Genomic DNA, 23,025 nt, shown 5'->3' on the forward strand with positions numbered 1-23,025 from the left:
TTTATTTTTTGGCTTCGGTTTCAAACCTGATGTATAAAATGCGATGAATTTTTAATCTGTTTTTTTTAGTTTTTGCTTACAGATCAAATTTTATTCCTTGCGCCAATGGTAAACTAGTAGTATAATTGATTGTATTGGTTTGTCTTCGCATGTATACTTTCCAAGCGTCAGACCCAGATTCTCTTCCTCCTCCGGTTTCTTTTTCTCCTCCAAAAGCGCCGCCAATTTCAGCGCCGGAAGTTCCTATATTTACATTTGCAATACCACAATCAGAACCTGTAACTGATAAAAATAGTTCAGCTTCTCTTAAATTATTGGTCATAATTGCCGATGATAATCCTTGCGCAACACCATTTTGAACAGCGATTGCATTCTCAACGGTTCCTGAGTATTTAAGTAAATACAATACAGGAGCAAAAGTTTCGTGCTGTACGATTTCGAATGAATTATCTGCCTCAGCAATTGCAGGTTTTACATAACAGCCGCTTTCGTATCCTTCGCCAGAAAGTACGCCGCCATCCACTAGAATTTTACCTCCTTCGGCAACTACTTTTTCAAGAGCATAGTTGTACATTTCGACAGCTTGTTTGTCGATTAATGGCCCAACATGATTCTTTTCGTCCAAAGGATTTCCAATACGTAATTGTTTATAAGCCGAAACGATTGCATCTTTTACTTTATCATAAATACTTTCGTGAATAATTAATCGACGTGTAGATGTACATCTTTGACCTGCAGTTCCTACAGCGCCAAAAACAGCACCAATAACTGTCATTTTAATATCAGCATCCGGAGTTACAATAATAGCATTGTTTCCGCCCAATTCTAATAACGATTTCCCTAAACGTCCTGCAACAGTCTGTGCGACTATTTTACCCATGCGAGTAGAACCTGTTGCGGAAATTAACGGAATACGGCTATCATTTGTTAGTATTTCACCAATTTTATAATTGCCGTTGATCAAACATGAAATCCCTTCAGGAAGATTGTTTTCTTTGATAACCTCGGCAATAATGTTTTGACAAGCAATTCCGCAAAGAGGTGTTTTTTCAGAGGGTTTCCAAACGCAAACATCACCACAAATCCAAGCCAGTGCTGTGTTCCAAGCCCAAACCGCTACAGGGAAATTAAATGCCGAAATAATTCCAACGACACCCAAAGAATGGTATTGCTCGTACATTCTATGTCCAGGACGCTCAGAATGCATAGTCAAGCCATGAAGCTGACGCGAAAGTCCTACTGCAAAATCGCAGATATCGATCATTTCCTGCACTTCGCCATAACCTTCCTGCAATGATTTTCCCATTTCATAAGAAACCAGTTTACCTAAAACTTCTTTATTTTTACGCAGCTTTTCGCCAAACTGACGTACAATTTCACCACGTTGAGGTGCCGGCATTACTCGAAATGTTTTGAAAGCGGTTGTAGCTGCCTCCATTACTTTCTCGTAATCTGCTGCTGTCGAAGTTTTAACTTTAGCAATTAATTGTCCGTCAACAGGAGAAAAACTTTCTAGTATTTCTCCGTTCGAAAAGTTATTTAATCCTGTTGACGTTCCTTCGTTAATTTCCTTTATGCCTAATTGGTCTAAAGCTTCTTTTATTCCAAATTGTAATTCTGTTGTTGTCATTTTGACCTTTTTTGATATGTTATTCAACTCTTATTGGGGATTATAAGAAGTTGATTTTTTGATAGGGTAGATTGCTGTGAATCAATCTGAATCTTAAGATTTTTGCAGTTTAACATCTGTGCTTTCAAATATTTTATCGGCAGATGAAGCAACAAATCCTTGATACAATTCTCCGTTAGACATTGGGTAACGAAGTGCAAATTCATAATAGCAAGATGGAATTTCCAGAGCTCCTTCTTCAAAATCAATTGTATACAAATCTGCCAATGTGCTCGATTGCTCTAATAATTGTTCTGGAGTACCTTTAATTTTTCCGCCAGACTCATTCAATTTCCAGCCGTTGTTTTCTAAGAAAGTGTTCAGCTCCTCTAATGTTTCAAAATCTTTTAAAGCATTGGTATTTATAGTAAAGTGATTGGCTCTAAAACCGTAAACGTACATCCAAGCTGCATATTCAGATTCACTTAATAATGATTTATAGATTTTCTGTGAATTTGCCTTCCAAACAGAACCGCTTAAAACTAGTTCAGGATTTTTGAAGGTATCATCATCACAGCTGTTCAAAATGTCTTTTACAGTTTCCTGCAATTCAGCAGAACATTTTTCTAATTCCAATTCAGAAATAAAAATTCTTGGGGCGTCTTTATCTGTAGCGTGTTCATAATGCTTGGCAAATAATTTTTTAGTTTCAAAATTGTATTCTCCTTTTGCTTCGTAACCAACATTTAAGAAAGGTTTTTCTAATACCTCTATATTAATACGTTTATCATTAAAAGTTCGAATTGCGATATGGTCATTTTTTATTACTTCACCTTTTTCTTCTAATAATTCATGAATTTTTTTTGCTGATGGAGTGATAGCAGCATACTGCTCCCATAGTTTTGTAAGTAGTTGATCTTTATTCATTTTGGTTCTGTTAAAAATGTGTGATTATGACACAAATCTATATAAAATGGTGTTATTATAACAATGTGTGTACGTGATTATTAATAATTAGACATTTCGTGATTGTTTTTTTGTAATTTTGACACTTTAAATGCTGGAATCAGCTTTAGAATTGTCAAAATAGTATAATCAATCCAAAAAAATGAGCCATGGCAAGTACAAAAAACAATGAAAATACTGACTATTTAGATAAAGAAATCATCAAAAAACTTAGTGAAAACGGAAGAGTGCCATTTTCTGATTTAGCTAAAGAATTAAACATATCAAACTCGCTCGTACATTTAAGGGTCAGAAAATTGCAGGAGTCTGGAATTATTACCGGATTTTCGGTAAAACTGAATGCCAAAGAACTTGGTTATGAAACGGTTACCTATACAGGGATTGTTACTAAAGAAGCGCGTTTTTCTTACTCAATTGCTGAAAAATTGAAAGAAATTCCTGAAGTAATCGAATGCCATTGGGTTTCTGGAAAATATGCTTTATTTATAAAAATTGTGTCCTATAATAATGAAGAACTTCGTAAAATTTTATACGAGCAAATTCATCAAATTGAAGGCGTAGGAAGCACAGATTCTTTCTTCTCATTTGGTTCAGCTTTTGAAAAAAATGTGCCCGTATAATAAATTAAAAAACGCTCACTAGAGTTGTTTTGTAGAGACAATAAAAAAGCAACACAGATTGCACTAATTGTCACTAACTTGTTTGTGAAATTAATTTCACAAACAAGATTAAACTATTAAAATTGGTGTAAATTGGTGCAATTTGTGTTCAAAATTGATTTGTAATAGTCATGTCTATATAATGTGGCTGAAGAAAGTTTTCTTCAGCCACATTTTTTAGTTTAAGTTTGGTTGTTCTGTTAACCATCTTGTCAGTGTATTCATTATTTTGTCTTGATCCTGCTCTGAAAAGTTTTTTATTCTAGTGGCATGACTGCCGCCGGCTAAAACCATTTTTAAAGCATCAAGATTTGAATTAGGAGTTGGAGAACAAGATTCCCAAGTGTCATAGCCTCCATAAATGTAAAGTATTTTTGAACCTTTCGTTTCTACATAATCCCTCACTTTTTTAATGTATTTTGGATTGTAGGTTATTCGAACATCTTTTGGAGCAAAACGATTGTTTGAAGTGCTTTTTACAGTCGTCAATAAATCTTTAACCGGTGTAAAATCAAATCCGTAATACCCTAGTTCGCTCATGTGCTGGTAATACGACGGTAATAAATCATAATAGTTTTTGTCGTTGTAATAACCAATTCCAACAATTTTGTTCATATAATCAAACAGCGTTTTTGATGATGCTGTGTTGTTGGGAATATCTTCACATTTTCCTCCCCATTGCCAGAACGAAAAAGGAAATTCAAGAACGCCATATTCTAAAGCTTCATCAAAAGAAACCTCAGTAAAAGTCATTTTTTCTTGTTCAGCATACGCTTTTATTTCTTTAAGAAGTGCTGTTCTGTTTTGTAATAAAGTACGCTGAAAATCAACTATTTTTTTACGGCATTCTGCAGTTCCTACAGTTGCCAGATGCTGTTCGATTCTAGGATCTTCCTGTGTGTTTATTAAAGGAGCCACATACGGAACCGCAACATCAATATCATTAGGATATTTCGATTTGTAAATTAAGGTCGTTTCTCCGCCTTTACTAATTCCAGTCGAAATCCATTTTCCTGTATACAATTGTTTCAATTTTGTTACAATCGAATGATAATCTTCGATCGCTTGATCATTGGTTAAATATTCCCATTGAATTGGGTTTGGTCTCGAGTTTCCGTAAAAACGATATTCAACAATTACCTGATTCGTATGCAGTAAAGAACTCAGCTCCGTTTTTTTATAGCGTGCTGCATAACCTTCAGTTTCAATCACCATTGGACTTTTAAAATCTAAATGCGATAAATAAACATAATGTTTAAAAGTTCCTTTTTTCGGATTATTGTAGTCTAAAGGTTCGTTAAGAACTAATTGATACGACTCGCTAAAACCGTCAAGATTTTTAGTTTTTGTAATAGCAGCATCCGGAAATAATTCCTTCAATTTGCCTTCTAAGCTCGTTTGAGCTGTGGTTTCAGTTTGAGCAAAACTAGTACAGAATGTCAAGGAAACAGTCAGTACTACTAAAATGTGTTTTAACTTTTTCATTATTTTTTAAAATTGTTTTTTATAAAAATAGGCTCATAAAGCCTAATCAATTTGTACTATATTAACCTTAAGTTGGTGTATGTTATCTGATTTTAAGTGAAATAGTATTATCATAAAATAATCTTCTATTTTTAGTAAAATTTCAACAAAATACATGGAACCTATACAACTTATTTCAGATCATTTCATTGAAGAAAAATGTAATTTTAAAGAACTTATAGAAAGACTTCGAGCTGGGTTTTCGACTTCGGCAATCCAAGTTCCTATGCGTCATCATCATGATTATCCTAATCCCGCAGAAGAGAAAGATTCGACATTATTGCTAATGCCGGCGTTTCAAGCAGGTAAAGATTTAGGAGTAAAAATAGTTACCGTAAGTCCTAATAATGGTAAATATGATTTGCCTTCAATACAAGGAACTTATATTTATCTCGATGGACATAAAGGAAACATAAAAGCAATTCTTGATGCAAAATCATTAACAGGAAAACGAACCGCAGCGACATCTGCATTGGCAAGCAGTTATCTTTCTCGAAAAGAGTCTTCTTCTATGCTGATGATTGGAACAGGAGCATTAGCCATAAATTTGATTCAGGCGCATGCAAGCGTAAGACCTATAAAAGAGGTCTATGTTTGGGGAAGAACTATAGAAAAAGCACAATTGGTTTGCGATGCAGTTAAAAATTCTTCGCTTATCTGTAAACCAGTTTCAACTGTTGAAGAAGTTATTTCTCAAGTAGATATTATTTCGGCAGCAACTTTATCGCCTGTTCCGCTTGTTTTTGGAAAATGGCTGAAAGCAGGACAGCATTTAGATTTGGTTGGCGCATATAAAAAAGATATGCGTGAAGCAGACGATGAAGCTGTTTTAAAATCGAGTATATTTTTGGATACTTATCAAGGCGGACTTAAGGAAAGCGGCGATATTTTGATTCCGTTGACAAGTGGAATTATCACCAAAGAAACAATCAAAGCAGATTTGTTTGAACTGTGCGGCAATACAAAAGCGGGCAGAACATCTGATACTGAAATTACCTATTTTAAATCCGTTGGACACGCCTTAGAAGATCTTGTTGCAGCTGGATATTTTTATGAAGAGTATAATTTAAAAACACAAAAAAATGTCTAAAACCTACCAAAATATTTGTAATAATATTGATTATAAAGCAGAGGCAGATGTACTGCAGATAAAAACAATTGATATGCATACAGGCGGTGAGCCGTTGCGTGTGATTGTTTCTGGTTTTCCAAAATTAAAAGGAAATACTGTTTTAGAATACCGAAGAGATATAAAAGAAAACTACGATTATTTAAGAACAGCATTGATGTTTGAACCTCGCGGTCATGCTGATATGTACGGTTGTATTTTGCTTCCGCCAAATGATGATGATGCCGATTTTGGTATTCTTTTCATGCATAATGAAGGATACAGCAGTATGTGCGGTCATGCGGTTATTGCGATAAGCACTTTGGCAGCAAAAATGAATTGGATTTCAATAAAAGAAGGTGAGAATGAATTGAAAATTGATGCTCCGTGTGGTCGAATTTTTTCGTTTGTAAACATTTTAAATGGAGAAGTAACAGGAGTGAGGTTTCATTGCGTACCTAGTTTTGTTGTAGGTTTAGATCGTGTTGTAAATGTTCAGGGCGTTGGCAATGTTGTTTATGATTTGGCTTATGGCGGCGCTTTTTATGCTTATGTTGATTTGAGGAAAAATACGCATTTGAATTTTGGTTTAACCGAAGAAAATTACCGTACGATTATTCAAAATGGCGTCGATATAAAACATGCGGTAATGGATCAGGATAAAGAAATTCAGCATCCGTTTGAGGAGGATTTGAGTTTTTTATACGGCACTATTTTTATTGATGAACCACAGCATATTTCTAATCACAGTCGAAACGTTTGTGTTTTTGCCGATGGAGAAGTTGATCGTTCTCCAACTGGTTCCGGTGTTTCTGGAAGAATTGCGATTGAAAATGCTAGAAATGCCATAAATTTGAATGAATTTATTACAATAGAAAGCATAACAGGAAGTACTTTTACAGGATCTCTTGTTAGAGAAGAGAAATTTGGCCCTTTTAAAGCGGTAATTCCGCAAGTAGAAGGAACAGCTTTTGTAACCGGAGTAAACACATTTTTAATAGATCCAAAAGATCCTATGAAAAATGGCTTTATACTTAGATAATTAAAAAGTTTAGCATAATTGCTTAAAATTATTTAACACATAGAAACATAGGTTTATTTTATTGGATAAAAGATTAAAATAAATGACACATCATTTACACATAGAGTCTCTATGTGCATTCATGTAAAGTGAAACGCCTTTTTACGCGACAAAAAAGCTATGTTTCTATGTGTTGAAAGTAATCGCGCCCAACGGGTTTAGATAATTTAATTAATCAATTTTTAAAAAATATATAAAATGACAATTGGTATAGGAGGCTCAACTGCTGCTACGGAGTTAGAGAAAATCGAAAATATGACATTGGATGTAAAGCCAATTCAGCTAGAAGAATATTCGGCGCGTTTAAAAAAAGCAGTTACGATTATGAAAGACAGCAACGTAAAAGTGCTGTACGTTAATGCAGGAACAAACCTTTATTATTTTACGGGAACGAAATGGAATCCGTCAGAAAGAATGGTGGGCGCTTTATTGTACGATGATGGAACACTGGATTATATTGTTCCAAAGTTTGAAGAAGGTACTTTTAAAAAATACATGCAATTAAACGGAAAAATTAATTGTTGGGAAGAGCACGAATCTCCTTATGCTTTGATGGGAGAATTATTGAAAGGTAAAAATATCCTAAACGGAAATATTGCAATAGACGAGTCGGCTCCTTATTTTTTGGTTGATGGTGTGGTAAAAACAAATCAGTCTTATGCTATTGTCAATGCACTTTCTATTACATCAGCTTGTCGTATGCAAAAATCGGCTAACGAAATTGCAATTATTCAAAGAGCAAAAGATATTACAATGGTTGTACAACGTGCAGCTGCAAAAATTTTAAGACCTGGAATTACGGCTGCTGAGGTTACTAAATTTATAAATGAAGCGCACATAAAAGCAGGTGCTGTTTCTGGTTCTTATTTTTGTATTGTTTTATTTGCTGATGATACACAATATCCGCATGGTGTTTCTGTACCTCAGGATTTAAAAGAAAATGGGGCGGTAATTATAGATACGGGTTGTAAATTAGAAGGGTATATCTCGGATATTACCAGATCGTATTCATACGGAACTCCGTCTGAAGAATATAAAACGATTTGGAATTTAGAAAGAGCAGCGCAGCATGCGGCTTTTGAAGCGGCTCAAATAGGAGCGTCATGCGGATCTGTTGATGATGCAGCTAGAAAAACATTGGTAGAAGCAGGTTTAGGTCCAGATTATAACTTACCGGGATTGCCGCATAGAGTTGGGCACGGAACAGGTTTAGATATTCATGAATATCCATATTTAGTAAGAGGCAGTAAAATTGAGCTTCTTGAAGGAATGGTGGTTAGTAACGAACCAATGATTTGTATTCCAGGAAAATTCGGAATTCGTCACGAAGACCATTTTTACATGACAGAAAACGGGCCAAAATGGTTTACAACGCCAATGGAAAGTGTTGAAAATCCATTTGGGTATTAAGTACAACAAACACAAATTAATTCGTAAAAATTAGTGTTTAAATTATATTGTTTTGCATGAAGTCTTTATGATTAATGGTATAAAATGAAAAACCGCTGAAAGAATCTCTCTCAGCGGTTTTGTTTTTTAGAATTTTATTGTAATTATTTTTTAGGATTACTTAACGATTAGTTTTTTTCTCTGAGTGAAATTACCATCAGTAAGTACTACATGATAAATACCAGTTGGTACATTCTTTAAGGTATAGCTTGATGTGTTGCGAACGGTGTCAATTATGGCACCAACATTATTGTAAATCGTAATTACAGCAGTTGCAACATTTACGTTTTCAAAATTGAAATTTACAACATCAGTTGCTGGGTTCGGGAACATTGAGAATGATTTTTTACCTGTTAAAATATCATTGCCTTCAGCTCCAGAAAGCGGCAGATTGATGTCCAGATAATTACTCCAAGCGCTCGTTCCAGATGTATTTGCTGCTCTTACTCTAAATCGGTAAGCCGTTTCAGTTCCTTGTTTCGGAATCCATAAATAATAAGTAGTTGAAGTTCCTGTAGTTGCCCATCCAGTTGAAGCTTTGTACAATTGTACTTCATAGCTTGTAGCATTCGCAACTTCAGTCCAAGAAGCATAGAATCCTGATGAATAAACGCCTGAATTTCCAATATTTGTCGGTGTATTTAAAGTAACCGGATTAGGGTTTGAAGCTCCAAAAGTTACCGTGTAATCTTCAACTTCACCGTCGCCAATATTATCGCATGGCGTTGCAGGATTTCCGTTGTATTTCATTACAATACGCATTCTTGTTGTTCCAGTTCCATCTGCAACTGTAAAATTACCAGTAACTGTACCTGTTGACGAAAGTCCGTTAATTACTTTTTCAGAAGGTTCAAAAATGTTGTTTTTGTTGTAATCAATCCAAATTCCCCAAGATTCTGAATAGTTAGAACCTGAAAAGCCTGGAGTTAGGCTTACTGCAGCGCTAGTATTAGGCGTTAATGTTATGTTTTTAGAAGTATAATTTCCGTAACCAGAAGCATCTGCACCAGATGTAGTTGTAAAACTTCCAATCGTAACATCTTTGATATATTCATATGAATTGCTTCCTTGCGCTGTACAATAAGCCGATGCAGCTTCGATAACAGCAGTTGCGACATTTGAATAATCTGAAGAAACAGCATTAGCAATGGCTTTAACTCTGTACGTATAAGTATTTCCAGCTGTTAATCCAGTATTAGTATACGTAACCACATTGGCGCCTAAGGTTGCAATGCTGCTGTAAATACCATCTGCTGAAGCTCTTTCTACAGTATATCCTGTTTCGTTAGTGGCATTATCTGCCCATGTTAAAACAGCTTGAAGATTGGTTGAATTTGCTGTTGCAACTAAATTTGTTGGAGCAGCAACAGTTATTCCGCCTGTTGCTCCTGCAATAATAGCTTGATTTGGCTGTGTGTTATAAGCAAACTCTGAAATTGTATAACCATCTCCGTTTGCTGTTACTTTTACCTTAAACCATCCGTAGCAAGTTCTGCCTCTTCTGCTGTATTCAAAACCTACATAAGCCGTTTGATTGTCCCAAGCAGTGTAAGCTGCTGTACGTAAATCCAATTGATTCGGATATGCACCTGGAGCCGTAAAGTTGCTTGTTGCGCCTATTGATGTTCCTGCAGCGATTTTAGTAATGTTTCGTGTTCCAGTTTCAGTAACCAGTCGTTTGCCATACGTTTCAATTTTTAAAGCATTAGCCGCATATTGCCACGCGCCATACTCTGTATTGTCGCCGATTCCTAAATCAAAATATTGCCAAACCGATGCTGGTGAAGCAACGTAATCTGGATTGTTTACATAATAGATTCCGTAAGGAGATTCGAATTTTAGATTTATGGTTTTTGCAGCATTGTCAAGCGTTGCTATTCCGCCTGTAATGGCAGCATCTTTAAAGGTTACAATTACTGCAGCATCATTGGCTGGTAAATGTGAACTTGCTTTTCCTGTAAAAGTAAGAGCCGTTTTTGAGTTGCTCTGCAAGGTTAAAACTGCTGTTAAACCTGCTGGAACGCCAGTAATAGTGTAGTCTGTATTTGCGGTAAAAGTGCCAGTGCTTTTTGTAAAAGTTCCATTATTTGTAGACAATGAAATTACTGCATTTGTGGTAATAGCTCCATCATTAGCATCTGCTTCATACAAAGTATCAGTAGAAAGAACTACCGCTGTTTTTGGAGTCATTCCAGTATAAATTGCAGCTCCTGGCTGTGTATTATAAGCATATTCAGTAATGCTGAAACCGTCACCATTTGCATCAACAGTAACTTTAAACCAGCCATAACAAGTTAAACCATCAATAAGATAATCGAAACCAACATATCCAGTTTTTCCGTCCCAATTAGTATATGTTGCTGTGCGTAAATCTAACTGATTTGGATAAGCACCTGGAGCTGTAAAATTACTTGAAGCGCTTATAGGAGAATTAGCAGGAAGCAGTGTAATGTTTCTTGTTCCAGCTTCGCACACTAATTTTTTGGCGTAAGTTTCAATTTTTAAAGCGTTGGCAGTATATCTCCAGGAACCAAAAGCGGGATCATCGCCTTTGTTTATTTTAAATGCTTTCCAAGTTTGAGCTGCAGATGCTGTTGCGTCTGGCATATCGACAAAGAAAATACCATAAGGATCTACAAACTTAAAGTCGTAGTTTAAGCTGGTACAAGTTAAATCTGCAGTTCCGCCTGTGAAAGCGGCAGGTAAAAATGTGATAGCGCCTTTTGTATTATTGGCAGTTTGATGATTTACAGCGTTTCCAGTTAAAGTTACCGTTAATTGTGAGTTTGAATTAACAGTGATTACAGGTGTAATTCCTGCTGGAAAAGTGTGAGAAAAGTGAGTTCCAGAAGTCATTGTTCCAGAAGAAAGTGCAAATGTTTTTCCAGAAAGTGTTACGACTGATGCTGTATCAAAAGCACCATTATTAGAGACAGCTTCTTTAAACGAACTCGTGTTTACAGTTAATAAACCTCCAGTAGCGTTTACTCCAGTAGCAATAAGGTTGCTTGCCTGCCAAAGTGATTTTCTTGCCGGATGTTCTAAAGCTGCAACCATTCGGTCAATTTGTCCTTGAGTGTACATTTTGTAACAACCTTGTGCTCCATTATACCCCATGTAGTTTTCATTGTTAACTCGGTCTCCGTTGCAGTTTGTGCCTTGAGTGCAAGCTAGAGTATGTTTTCCGTCTTCAAGAGGAGTATCGTCTACCTCATCAGTACCTGTACAACCTCCTTCAAAAGTGTGAATTAGGTTCAAGAAATGCCCGAATTCATGAGTAAGCGTAGCCGAAAATTCTGTGCTGTAGGAGTTGTCATAAAGATAAGCTCCATTAAAAACAACCCTTGCGGTATTACTGGCAGTCATTCCAGAGTCAGGATACCACGCAACCCCCGAATTGTTTAAAGCGCCATCTGCGTATAAATCGTTTTGAATGTAAACGTTCATGTATTTTGTATTGTCCCAAGCATCGGCTGCAATTTGATCGTCGTAACCACCGCCGTTACCAAAACCGTTTTTAGCAGGATGAAATACAACTCCCGAAGTACAGCCGCCGTTTGGATCGATTTTGGCAAGTTTAAATTCGATTTTTAAAGTACCTCTTCTGGCTTGAAAAAAAGGATCAACCGTTTGATAGTCGGTATTACGGCCGTTAAAATCATCATTAAGATGTTGTAAATGGTTTACTATTTTTTGATAGGTAACTGTTTTTCCGCTTTGAACATCGCCGTAAATGTGAAAGACAACTGGAATGACGTATGAGGTTTCGGCCATTTTACCAGTTTTTGATTTTCTGGCTGCACTAAAGTTTTTACTAAAAGTATCAAAGTCTTGTTTTTCTTTTAGTGCATGAGGATTTGATTTGTAGATTTTTTCGTTCTCCTCGCTCGTCCGACAGGGAAGACCTTGAGCGTTCATTTTGAGCATCATAAGTAACGATGCGAATAAAAATAATTTTGTTTTCATAAATGTAGGTATTTGTTTAGTTGAACCAAAGGTATTTTTATATGAAATGAGATACTTATACTATTTTATTCGGTTATGATATGAAATTATCTTAAAATTAACTTTAAAATTATGTTATGTGTTTTTATTCAGTTAATTAGATGTGTCATTGTTTTGTTTTTGTCTTGTTTTTAGATTTCTGCAGAAAATCTAATATTTCAGTTTATTCCAAAGAAAAAGCAGGCGTTTTTAAGGCGCCTGCTTCAATTCAATGAGATATTAAATTGCTTACTAATTCAAATTAAAACTTATCCCAGAATAATTTTGTTGTCATTTTATCACCGCCAATTGCTGTTGCGGCTGCATTGTAGTTTGCTGTATTTAAAGTAGCGTCAAATAAAGAATAAATGTTTCTTACGGGTACTTTTCCTTCAGCTTCAGTAACTGCTGTTATTGGTGCAACTAAAATAGGGAAGTCTAATCTTCTGTATTCTGTCCAAGCTTCAAAACCACGGTTGTAGTACGCAATCCAAAGCTGATACGCTATTTTTTGTTTATCAGTTCCAAAGGCAGTTGCATAAGCAACATCTGTTCTAGCTAGGTAAGTATTAGTGTCAGCATTTGAAACTCCCCAGTAATCCATACTTGAACGAATTCCTTTTTCATAATATTCTGCAGCTGTAGCACCTACACTAAAACCTCTGCTGGCAGCGTCTGCAAGTAAAAAACAAGTTTCAGTATAATCGAAGATTACCCCTGGATTTGATCTTTCTTTTATTCTTACACCTACATTCGAAAAGTTTTTGTAACTAACTTGTTGTGCATAAGGCGCGCCTTTGTAAGCTCCTGCAATTTTTGAAGCAGGATTAAAAAAGATATCTCTTCTAGGGTCAGATTTTCCGTTTAATTCATTTACAAAAAATTCTGTCGGCATGATTTGGCTTTCGTTTACCAAACTGTTGTATAATGGGTTTTGATCTATTATGGTTTTGTAATATTGAAATAAAGCATTTTCAGCATTATTCCCAATTACGCCTGAGCTGTACGCAGATTCTACCATTGCTTTAGCTTTGGCAGCGTCAACATCGGCTAAGTGCATTCCTAGTTTTAGTTTAACGCTATTGGCTAGTTTTTTCCATTGTGACACTTTTCCTTTGTAAATAAGATCAGCTGATCCGAAACTGTCATAACTGCTATCCATATCTGCAATCGCAGCATCTAAACGTGCTGCTAAATCTAAATAAACTGTTTTTGCATCGTCGTATTTTGGATTTGGATATTTTTCTATATCTAAAGCTTCTGAATATACAATGTTTCCAAAAAGATCTACTAGTGTTTGGTAAGCCATTATAATTTGAACTTCCAAAATAGCAATTCTATTTTTTTTAACTGCTGCTTCAACAGGACCTAAAGCCTGCTCTTCTGTTATTTTCTTTTTTGCAATTACGAAATCCTGCAAAACATCTCTGTAAAGTATTACAGAATGAGAGTTGCCTAAGTTTCTCTTAGCTTGATTGTAATTTACTTCGTCTGTATAAGTCGATGTAGTCCAATGCTGTGCATAACCTCTAAAGTTATTATCATTAACAGAAGCATTAGTCAAGAAATAAGAATAATTTACTTGAGAACTTGTCATTAAACTTCCTGGTAGGGCTGAGGTATATGCTTTTGTATTCTCGTTTAATCTGTCGATGTCTTCGCAAGAAACAGCAGAACTTAGCAATATTCCGGCAAGGAGTATGGTTGTTATTTTTTTCATTTTGTTTGTTTTTAGAATTGAACTTTGATGTTAAAGTTGTACTCTTTTGTTGTTGGTAATACTCCAGTTTGAAAACCTTGCATATTTCCAGATGATGTTCCAGCTTCTGGATCAGCATAAGGAAGATTTTTGTGGATAATCCATAAATTGCTTCCATTTACTGCAAAAACAAGACTGTTGATAAAAGTGTGTGTCAGGTATTTTGAAGGGAATTTATAGCTTAAACCTACTTCACGTAATTTTACATAAGAAGCGTCGTAAACATAAGCTTCTTGAGGCATCGAGTTGTAAGTATTGTAATCAGCAGGAACAACTGTTGTATTTGGTGTTCCATCTGCTTTTACACCCGGAAGAATAATTCCACCTCCATCAGCAATTGAATTTCTTACAGGGTTTCCTAAGTGATTGTTTCCAACTGTGCTTTGGTAAATACCTGTAGTATGACCATATTGTTGATCTAGAGACCATACGCTTCCGCCTTTTTTCATGTCTATCAAGAAGTTGAATGCGAAATCTTTGTAACGGAAAACGTTGTTGATACCGCCTGTCCAGTCAGGATTTACGTCACCAATTGTTGCTCCGGCTACTACTTCATATAAACCATTTGCTTTTACAACTCTTTCGCCATCTAGATATTTAAATCCTCTTCCGATGAACTGACCAATTGGTTTTCCAACCTCAGCGATGTATCCTACACCTTGAAATGAACTTATCGAAAGTCTTTCAGCACCATTTAGATCAATAACTTTGTTTTTGTTAGATGCCCAGTTGATTCTGGCTTCCCATGAAAAGTCTTTGGTTTGAAACGGAATCACATTCAACGAAAGTTCATAACCTTTGTTTTCAACATTCCCGCCATTAATCCATTGTCTGCTGTAACCTGTTTGTACAGGAACTTCAATAGATAAAATTTGGTTTGTAGTGTTGGTTTTGTAGTATGAAAAATCTAAACCAATTCTGTTTTTTAAGAATTTAAGCTCAACACCGGCCTCAACACCTTTTGTAAGCTCACTTTTTAAGTTAGAATTGCTTTTGTTGTTTTCATTTGAAAAACGAATTCCATCAGGACCAAAATTGCTGTTTTTTGCAAACGTTGATTGAATAACAGCAAACTCAGCGTCGTTACCAGTTTCTGCATAGTTTAAGCGAAGTTTTCCAAAAGATAACCAGTCTGCATTAAGATGTTTGCTGAAAATGTAAGTTCCAGTAATAGATGGATAAGTATAAGTATTGTTTTTCTTAGGAAGTGTCGAAGATTGATCTACTCTATATGAACCTTCAACAAAAAAGGTTTCATTAAAATTGAAAGTGGCATTTGCATAAACACTGTTTGTACCTATTGTTTCGTAAAACTCGTCAGGATAGTTAATAGGAGCAATCGTGTTGCTTAACATGTATTTACCAGGAACAATTAAACCTCCATTGGTTCTGGCATAAGTATTACTATTTACTGAGCGTCTTGTATTACCTCCTAATAATCCATAAAATTTGATTGTTTCGGTAATATCAGTTTTAAAGTTTAAGATTAAATCTAAATTGATCTCACGAAATGTTTTGTCATATCTAGAATACTGTCCTAACATATTGGCTGTTCTTTTAGAACCTACAGCAATACGTTCTTCTTGCAATTGAGTGTAGTAATCAACAGATCCTTTACCTACAATGTTTAACCAGCTTGCTACATCTGTACTTAATGCAAAATTACCAAAGAAACGATCTCTGTTTAAAGAGTTGTAATTGTTGTAACGCTGAAAGTATGGGTTGTCATGAAACTGAACGCTTAAGTCCGTTGGTCCGCCAACACTCCATGTTGTGTTTCTTTTAGTTAAATTGTAAGCATCTTCTAAATCCTGAAAATCAGCACTCATATTGTACCATTGTCTTACACTGCTCAAGTAGTTATTTCCACCATCTCCGTAACCTGTTTCGTTCATTCCTTTAGCGTATGCTTTCAAGTAATTTGCCGAAGCAGAAATTTTTGTTTTTGAACTAAGTTTGTAGCTTGATGAAAAATTAAAGTTGTCTTTTTTGTTACTGCTGTTTGGAAGTATTCCTTGCGTTTGGTTATAGTTTGTATATCCAAATCTAAAATCTCCATTTTCATTTGATGCCGAAACAGCGATGTTGTTCGTATACGTAAGACTCTTTTGGTAAAAACTGTTTGGATTCTTTTTTACAGGTGCCCAAGGCTTTGCAATACCATATGTAGGTAATTCTGGGTAAAAAGAGTTCCAGTTGTAAACCAATAAATTTGGGTCGTATTTTGGTCCCCAAGACGCATCATCTGTCGCTGCGTAAGGGTGTGTACCGCTGCCTAAATCTACAGTTCCATAAAAATCACCATATCCGCTTCCGTATTGATTTTGGTATTCTGGTAATGTTTTTTTGTCTACAGATCCAACATTTACTCCGCTTGTAAAAGTAATTCCTAGTCCGCCTTTAGATTTGCTTCCTTTTTTTAATGTAACAAGGATAACACCATTTGCCGCTCTAGAACCGTACAAAGCAGAAGCCGCAGCACCTTTTAAAACGTTCATAGATTCAATATCGTCAGGGTTTATATCTGATGCCGCATTTCCATAATCGTATCCACCAGTATTTCCGCCAATTTTTTGTTCGATTGAATTTGTGTTGTCGTTATTTAAAGGAATTCCGTCTACAACCCATAAAGCTTGGTTGTTTCCTGTAAGAGAAGACGATCCACGAATAATAACATTTGTTGATCCGCCAATGTTGTTATTTCTTCTAATGTCAACACCAGCCACTTTTCCCGAAATAGAGTTGGCAACGTTTCCGCTGTTAACTCTTGTCAAATCTTCGCCTTTGACTTCCTGAGTAGCATAACCAAGAGATTTTTTCTCTCTTTTAACACCTAAAGCGGTTACTACAACTTCTTGAAGTGACGTTGAACCTCCAGACATTTTAATATTTATTTTGTTTGTAGATGCTGGTACTTCCTGAGCTTTCAGTCCTATATAGTTAAATGTTAAAACTTGGTTTGCAGATGCGCTGATGGAAAAAGCGCCGTCAAAGTCTGTTTGTGTTCCTGTTTTGGTTCCTTTGATGGATACACTTACGCCTGGTAAAGGCAGTCCTGCATCATCGGTAACAACTCCTGTCACTATTCTTTCCTGGGCAAAGATTAGCTGCGTTGCAAATACAAAAAAGAGTATCGCAATCTTTCTAAAATAAAGGTTAATTCTCATATTATGATTTTATGATTAGTAGGTGCAAATATTTTGCATTTATGGTTTTTTTTATGCCAATATATTATCATAAAATCAGATTATATTATCGTGTTTTGCGTATTGTTTATTTTGTTATTTTGCAGTTGTAAGTATTTATTTGCTTAAAGATGTTGTTGTTTTATATGTTTTAAAACTTGAAGACATTTGGTCACAATAGCCGAGACATTAAAAAAGTATAAAAATTTCATTTTCAGAATAAAAAAAAACAGTTACAAAATTGCTCTTGTAACTGTTTTTTTATGATGATAAATTTAAAGTCCCAACGGGACAATGTGATTAAATTTTAAGTATAATATTGTCATTTCGACGAAGAAGAAATCTTCGCAAGTAACTCCGCAACGAGAATCCAATCTTTGTCGAGCTTCTCATGAAGATTTCTTCTTCGTCGAAATGACAAAACTTTGCGATTTTGTTTCTTAACTTAATGATACTACCCTCTGGGACTTAAAAGAAACTATTTGTGTTGCATCAATTTTTCGATATCTGCAATTTCAATAGGCAATGCTTCCGAAAGATTTATGTTTCCATCTTCTGTAAGCAGGTAATCGTTTTCTAATCGACAGCCAATTCCTTCTTCTCTAATATAAATTCCGGGTTCGCAGGTCAATACCATTCCTTTTTCTAACGGGCGGGAATACAATCCAACATCGTGAACATCAAGACCTAAATGATGAGCCGTTCCGTGCATAAAATATTTTTTGTAAGCCGGATAATCAGGATTTTGGTTGGCAATATCTTCAGGAGTAATCAGTTTTAATTTAATTAATTCCTGTTCGATTAAAGCTGCCATTTGCTTTTCGTAATCGCTATGACGTATGCCTGGTTTTAGTAGTTTTGAACCTTCTTTTAAACAATGCAGAACAGATGAATATACTTCGCGCTGACGAGGTGAAAAAACACCATTTACAGGAACACATCTTGTTGTATCTGAATTGTAGTTGGCATAACAAACACCAAAATCGACTAAGATCATATCATTTTCTTTGCAAACGGCATCATTAGTATTGTAATGCAAAGCGCAGGCATTTTTTCCAGAAGCGATAATAGGTCGGAAAGCATGACGAGAAGCGCCATTTTTAATCACTTCATAAATCAGTTCAGCCTCTAATTCAAACTCTTTAATGTTTGGTTTAACTGCTTTTAAAAGACGTTCAAAACTTTTCACGCTGATTTCAGAAGCTTTTTCTATAAGAGCAACTTCTTCCGTAGATTTTATAGGGCGTAATTCACGTGTAATTTTTGCTGCTCTGTAGTATTGATGCAATGGATATTTTTCTTTACACCATTGAATCATTCGATCTTGACGAGTCGTCATTTCGGCGGTTACTCTTTTGATGTGTTCATTATGACCCAAATAAAAAGCATCGGCCTCAAAAGCAAAAAGCTGTAAAGTCTTTTCGAATTCATGAACCCATTTTATGTTTTTTATACCCGAAATTGCTGAAGCTTCTTCTTTGGTCAAAAAATCACCATCCCAAAGTTTGGTGTGCTCGTTTACTTCTTTTATAAATAAAATAGTTCGATTTTCTTCTTTGTAGGCATCCGGACAAATAACCAAAATAGTTTCGTCCTGATCAATTCCCGACAGGTAAAATAAATCGTTATTTTGAGCAAATCCCATTACATCATCTGCATTGTTGGGCATTACATCATTAGAAACCAAAACCGTAATGGTGCTTGGATTTATTTTTTCAGAAAAACGTTTTCTGTTTTCGATGAATAAAGAAGGTGATATGGATTCGTATCTCATAAAATTATAATTGAAACATTTCTGTATTGACCGATGTGGTTTTCTCCGAAATAATCTCCGAAACCAGTTTTCCTGTTGCCGGTGCTAAACTTAATCCCATCATCGCGTGTCCTGTTGCCAAAGTTAAGTTTTTTATTTTTTTGTCTCGCGTAATTATTGGCATTCCAGACGGTGTACAAGGTCTAAAACCAAACCAAGTTTCTTTTTCTTCTGGCATTTCGATTTTTAAATCGGGATAAAAGTCGTTAATGCTGTTTACAATTCCCTGCACTCTGTTTTTGTTTATTTGAGTGTCATTTGTATGCGTTATTTCCATAGTACCGCCAAAACGAATATCGTTGTTCATAGGTGTAACAGCCACTTTTCCTTCGCATAAAATGGCGGGAATTGAGGGTTTTTGTTTGGTATCCTGTAAAGTAAAACTATATCCTTTTCCAGGCAAAATTGAAATTGATCGATGTAGTTTTTTTGCAATTTCCTGGCTCCATGATCCTGTTGCTAAAACGACTTCATCTGTTTTAAATGGTCCTATATCAGTAATTATTTCTGTAACAGAATTGTTTTTTATAACGAAATCTTCGACCAAAGTTCTATTGTAAATTTTTACGTTTAATTTGTCTAATTCACCTTTTAAAAACCGCATGAATTTTTGCGGATAAAGATGTGCGTCACTTTTATAATGCACCCCGCCAATTACGTCTGTTCGAGTTCCTTTCTCAAGTTTTGTTACTTCATCTTTTGATAAAAAATCGACTTCTAATCCAAAAGAAGCAGCCAGTTCTCCTTCATGAATTATTTCTTCGCCTGTTCTTTCTGTTTTATAAAGCATTAAAAGACCTTTTTTCTCGTAAAAAAAGGAATCATTTTCTTTAGTGAAATCCTCATACAATTCTTTGCTGAATAATGATAAATTGCAAAGTGCCGGCATCGCTTTTTCGACATGTTGTTTATTGGCATGTTTATAAAATTGAAGTCCCCATTTTGCAAGATCAGCACTTAATCGCGGCTTTACATAAAAAGGACTTTGGCTGTCAAACATCCATTTTATGCCCTGTGCAATCATTCCGGGCTGTGCCAATGGAATAATGTGAGAAGGAACAATCATTCCGGCATTGCCATACGAACAGCCGTCGGTCATGTCTGATTTGTCAAAAACAACTACTTCATAACCTTCTTTAGCGAGATAGTATGCAGAACATAGTCCTATTATTCCGCCGCCAATAATACTTACTTTTTTCATTAAAATTATGCATTTTAAAAATCATTGGTAAGCGTATCTTCTCGCTGAAACCAATGATTTATTTTGATATTAATTTATTAGATTACTTGAAATCCAAATGCGTAAGGATCATCTTCTTCATCAATAATTATATTGTTGTAACCATATACTTTTGCCCATCCTTGAATGCTTGGTACAATGGCTTTAATATCTCCAATAGAAGTTTCTTCTTCAACTCTTCCTATAAATTTACTGCCAATAAAACTTTCGTGAATAAAATCTTGGCCTTTTTTCAGTTTGCCTTTCGCGTGAAGTTGCGCCAATCTGGCTGAGGTTCCTGTTCCGCAAGGCGAACGATCGATTGCTTTGTCTCCGTAAAAAACCGCATTTCGTCCAGATGATGAAGAATCTAACGGATCTCCTGTCCAAAGCATATGGCTGACATCTCTAATAGTGCTGTTTTCTGGGTGAATGAACCTATCAGGATATTTCTCGTTGATGCGTTTGCGAACTTCCTGACTGTATTGTACAATTTTTGCCGCGGTAAAATCTTGTATTCCCGAAAAATTAGTCTGCGGATCTACAATAGCGTAATAATTTCCGCCATAAGCAACATCAAAAGTTATTTCGCCAAGTTCAGGACAATCAATAGTAAGTCCTTCGGCAGCGAGATATGATTTTACATTGGTTAAACGTACCCAATCTACTTTTTTTCCTGTTTGCTGATATTCAATTTGAACTAAACCAGCAGGCGCTTCCATTTTTATTTTTCCTGGAATTTTTGGAGTAACCAATCCTTCTTCAACAGCAATGGTTATTGTTCCGATAGTTCCGTGACCGCACATAGGCAAACAGCCGGAAGTTTCGATAAACAAAATACCAAAATCATTTTCAGGATTACTTGGCGGATAAAGTATACTGCCGCTCATCATATCATGACCTCGGGGTTCAAACATTAGTCCTTTGCGAATCCAGTCGTATTCTTTTAAAAAGTGCTGGCGTTTTTCGCTCATATTGTCACCAATTAAATTTGGACCGCCGCCGGCAACCACTCTCACTGGATTACCACAGGTGTGTGCATCGACACAAAAAAAAGTTTTTCTTGGCATAAATTAAATAGGTTTGTTTGTTATTACATCATTAACAGTTCTATTGATATTTAATGGGTTTTTATTTTGAAGTGCTTCCGGAAGTAATTCATCCGGCCAATTTTGATAGCTGAAAGGGCGTACCCATCGTTTTACGGCATGAATTCCCACAGCGGTAAATCTAGAATCTGACGATGCAGGGTAAGGACCTCCGTGCAGCATTGAAGCGCATACTTCAACACCAGTAGGAACTCCGTTAAAAATTAAGCGTCCAACTCTGTTTTGTAAAGCGCTTATAACAGTGTCATAATTTGAAATTTCGGCAGATTCGGCAATTATAGTTCCAGTCAGCTGTCCGTCTAATTTATTAATAATAGTGGTAAGTTCTTCTAGATTTTCGCATTGAACGATAATCGAAAACGGACCAAAAACTTCATGGCTTAATATTGTATTTTCTAAGAATGTTTTACCATCTACACTTAGTACAGTCTGCTGTGCATAATTAGGTGCAGTTTCTTCCTTGTATTCGGCAACCGTTATAACACCGTTTTGAGATCTGATTTTTTCTCTGCCGTTATTAAAATCAGCTTTAATTGACGGATGCAGCATACAAGAAGGTGCTATTTTTTCAATTTCTTCGGATAATTCTTTTGTAAACTGATCTAATTCTTTTCCTTTTATTCCTAAAAGCAATCCAGGATTGGTACAAAATTGTCCCGTTCCCAGTGTGATTGAACCAGCATAAATGGCTGCCCATTTTTTGCTGTTTTTTGCTAATGCTTCGGGCAAAATAACGACAGGATTTATGCTTCCCATTTCGGCAAAAACAGGTATTGGTTCCGGGCGTTGTGAAGCCAGATTAAATAAAGCACGTCCTCCATTTATACTTCCAGTAAATCCAACAGCTTTTACAAGCGGATGTTTTACTAAACTTGTACCAAGTGTTGTACCGCTGCCAATTAAATTAGAAAAAACACCTTCGGGCATTTGGTGTTTTTTTGCCGCTTTTATAACTGCAGATGCAACCATTTCGCCGGTTGCAATATGCATAGAATGGCTTTTTACAATTACAGGACATCCTGCAGCCAAAGCTGATGCAGTATCGCCTCCTGCGGTAGAAAATGCAAATGGGAAATTACTAGATCCAAAAACAACAACTGGACCTAACGGAACCAGCATTTTGCGCAGATCTTCTTTCGCGAGCGGTGCTCGATCAGGAATTGCTGTGTCAATAGTAGCTTCAAGCCAGCTTCCTTCTAAAAGCATATTGGCAAAAGAGCGTAATTGAAAAATAGTACGTCCTCTTTCTGATTCTGCTCTGCCTTTTAAAAAACCTGATTCGGTGCAGTATATTTCTAATAAAGCATCTCCCAATTCTAGGATTTCGTCTGCAATTGAATTTAAAAAAGCTGCTTTTTTTGCCGCTGGATAATTTTTATAAATTTTAAAGGCATCATCCGCTAAAGCAACCGCCTGTTCAATTTCTTCAGGAGATGCTTCTGTAAATGTCCATGGATTTTCTATATTCCACTGCGGGTTTATGGTTTTATATGTTTTGGCTCCGCTCGCCAAAAGCTGACTTCCAACATAATTTTTTCCTGTAATCATTTTTTTATATGT

14 protein-coding genes are annotated in these 23,025 nt (G+C 35.9%); 4 read left to right on the forward strand and 10 right to left on the reverse strand.

Going from position 1 to position 23,025, the window contains the following annotated elements:
- Positions 1 to 76 precede the first annotated feature (76 nt).
- Entirely contained in the window at positions 77 to 1,630 is a 1,554-nt protein-coding gene (locus tag BOW55_RS13405) for an aldehyde dehydrogenase family protein (RefSeq protein ID WP_129024528.1), read from the reverse strand.
- A 93-nt stretch (positions 1,631 to 1,723) separates the two neighbouring features.
- Complete coding sequence (locus tag BOW55_RS13410) at positions 1,724 to 2,536, reverse strand: DUF1338 domain-containing protein (protein ID WP_129024529.1); 813 nt, start codon at positions 2,534 to 2,536, stop codon at positions 1,724 to 1,726.
- A gap of 188 nt (positions 2,537 to 2,724) precedes the next feature.
- Here BOW55_RS13410 and BOW55_RS13415 point away from each other — a divergent pair, with 188 nt between their 5' ends.
- Positions 2,725 to 3,195: an Lrp/AsnC family transcriptional regulator gene (locus tag BOW55_RS13415; RefSeq protein WP_129024530.1), complete on the forward strand. Its 471-nt coding sequence runs from the start codon at positions 2,725 to 2,727 to the stop codon at positions 3,193 to 3,195.
- A 216-nt stretch (positions 3,196 to 3,411) separates the two neighbouring features.
- Here BOW55_RS13415 and BOW55_RS13420 read toward each other — a convergent pair whose 3' ends face one another.
- Positions 3,412 to 4,719: a S28 family serine protease gene (locus BOW55_RS13420; RefSeq protein ID WP_129024531.1), complete on the reverse strand. Its 1,308-nt coding sequence runs from the start codon at positions 4,717 to 4,719 to the stop codon at positions 3,412 to 3,414.
- A gap of 154 nt (positions 4,720 to 4,873) precedes the next feature.
- Between BOW55_RS13420 and BOW55_RS13425 the strand changes: the two genes are divergently transcribed.
- From BOW55_RS13425 to BOW55_RS13435, 3 genes are all read left to right on the forward strand, one after another.
- The gene (locus tag BOW55_RS13425; RefSeq protein ID WP_129024532.1) at positions 4,874 to 5,848 is read left to right on the forward strand and encodes an ornithine cyclodeaminase family protein; all 975 of its coding nucleotides are present in this window, start codon (positions 4,874 to 4,876) and stop codon (positions 5,846 to 5,848) included.
- A complete protein-coding gene (locus tag BOW55_RS13430; RefSeq protein WP_129024533.1) occupies positions 5,841 to 6,908 on the forward strand; it encodes a proline racemase family protein in 1,068 nt (355 codons plus the stop codon). The genes BOW55_RS13425 and BOW55_RS13430 overlap by 8 nt, the downstream gene beginning before the upstream one ends.
- Positions 6,909 to 7,145: 237 nt before the next feature.
- Entirely contained in the window at positions 7,146 to 8,357 is a 1,212-nt protein-coding gene (locus tag BOW55_RS13435) for a Xaa-Pro peptidase family protein (protein ID WP_129024534.1), read from the forward strand.
- 156 nt (positions 8,358 to 8,513) lie between these two features.
- Here the strand turns inward: BOW55_RS13435 and BOW55_RS13440 are convergent, their stop codons facing one another.
- From BOW55_RS13440 to BOW55_RS13470, 7 genes are all read right to left on the reverse strand, one after another.
- On the reverse strand, positions 8,514 to 12,362 hold the full coding sequence (locus tag BOW55_RS13440; protein WP_129024535.1) for a M43 family zinc metalloprotease: 3,849 nt from the start codon (positions 12,360 to 12,362) through the stop codon (positions 8,514 to 8,516).
- A 280-nt stretch (positions 12,363 to 12,642) separates the two neighbouring features.
- The gene (locus BOW55_RS13445) at positions 12,643 to 14,100 is read right to left on the reverse strand and encodes a SusD/RagB family nutrient-binding outer membrane lipoprotein (protein ID WP_129024536.1); all 1,458 of its coding nucleotides are present in this window, start codon (positions 14,098 to 14,100) and stop codon (positions 12,643 to 12,645) included.
- Positions 14,101 to 14,111: 11 nt separating this feature from the next.
- On the reverse strand, positions 14,112 to 17,306 hold the full coding sequence (locus BOW55_RS13450) for a SusC/RagA family TonB-linked outer membrane protein (protein WP_129024537.1): 3,195 nt from the start codon (positions 17,304 to 17,306) through the stop codon (positions 14,112 to 14,114).
- Between the two features lie 496 nt (positions 17,307 to 17,802).
- Positions 17,803 to 19,098, reverse strand: coding sequence for an aminopeptidase P family protein (locus tag BOW55_RS13455; RefSeq protein ID WP_129024538.1), 1,296 nt, complete (start codon positions 19,096 to 19,098; stop codon positions 17,803 to 17,805).
- A 4-nt stretch (positions 19,099 to 19,102) separates the two neighbouring features.
- Positions 19,103 to 20,338, reverse strand: a complete 1,236-nt coding sequence (locus BOW55_RS13460) for an FAD-binding oxidoreductase (RefSeq protein WP_129024539.1) — start codon at positions 20,336 to 20,338, stop codon at positions 19,103 to 19,105.
- 77 nt (positions 20,339 to 20,415) lie between these two features.
- Positions 20,416 to 21,426 (reverse strand): 4-hydroxyproline epimerase, encoded by a 1,011-nt coding sequence (locus tag BOW55_RS13465; protein WP_129024540.1) that lies wholly within the window; start codon positions 21,424 to 21,426, stop codon positions 20,416 to 20,418.
- A gap of 3 nt (positions 21,427 to 21,429) precedes the next feature.
- On the reverse strand, positions 21,430 to 23,013 hold the full coding sequence (locus tag BOW55_RS13470) for an aldehyde dehydrogenase (NADP(+)) (RefSeq protein ID WP_129024541.1): 1,584 nt from the start codon (positions 23,011 to 23,013) through the stop codon (positions 21,430 to 21,432).
- Positions 23,014 to 23,025 lie beyond the last annotated feature (12 nt).

It is taken from the genome of Flavobacterium sp. YO12 (genome assembly GCF_004119495.1).
Classification (GTDB): Bacteria; Bacteroidota; Bacteroidia; order Flavobacteriales; family Flavobacteriaceae; genus Flavobacterium.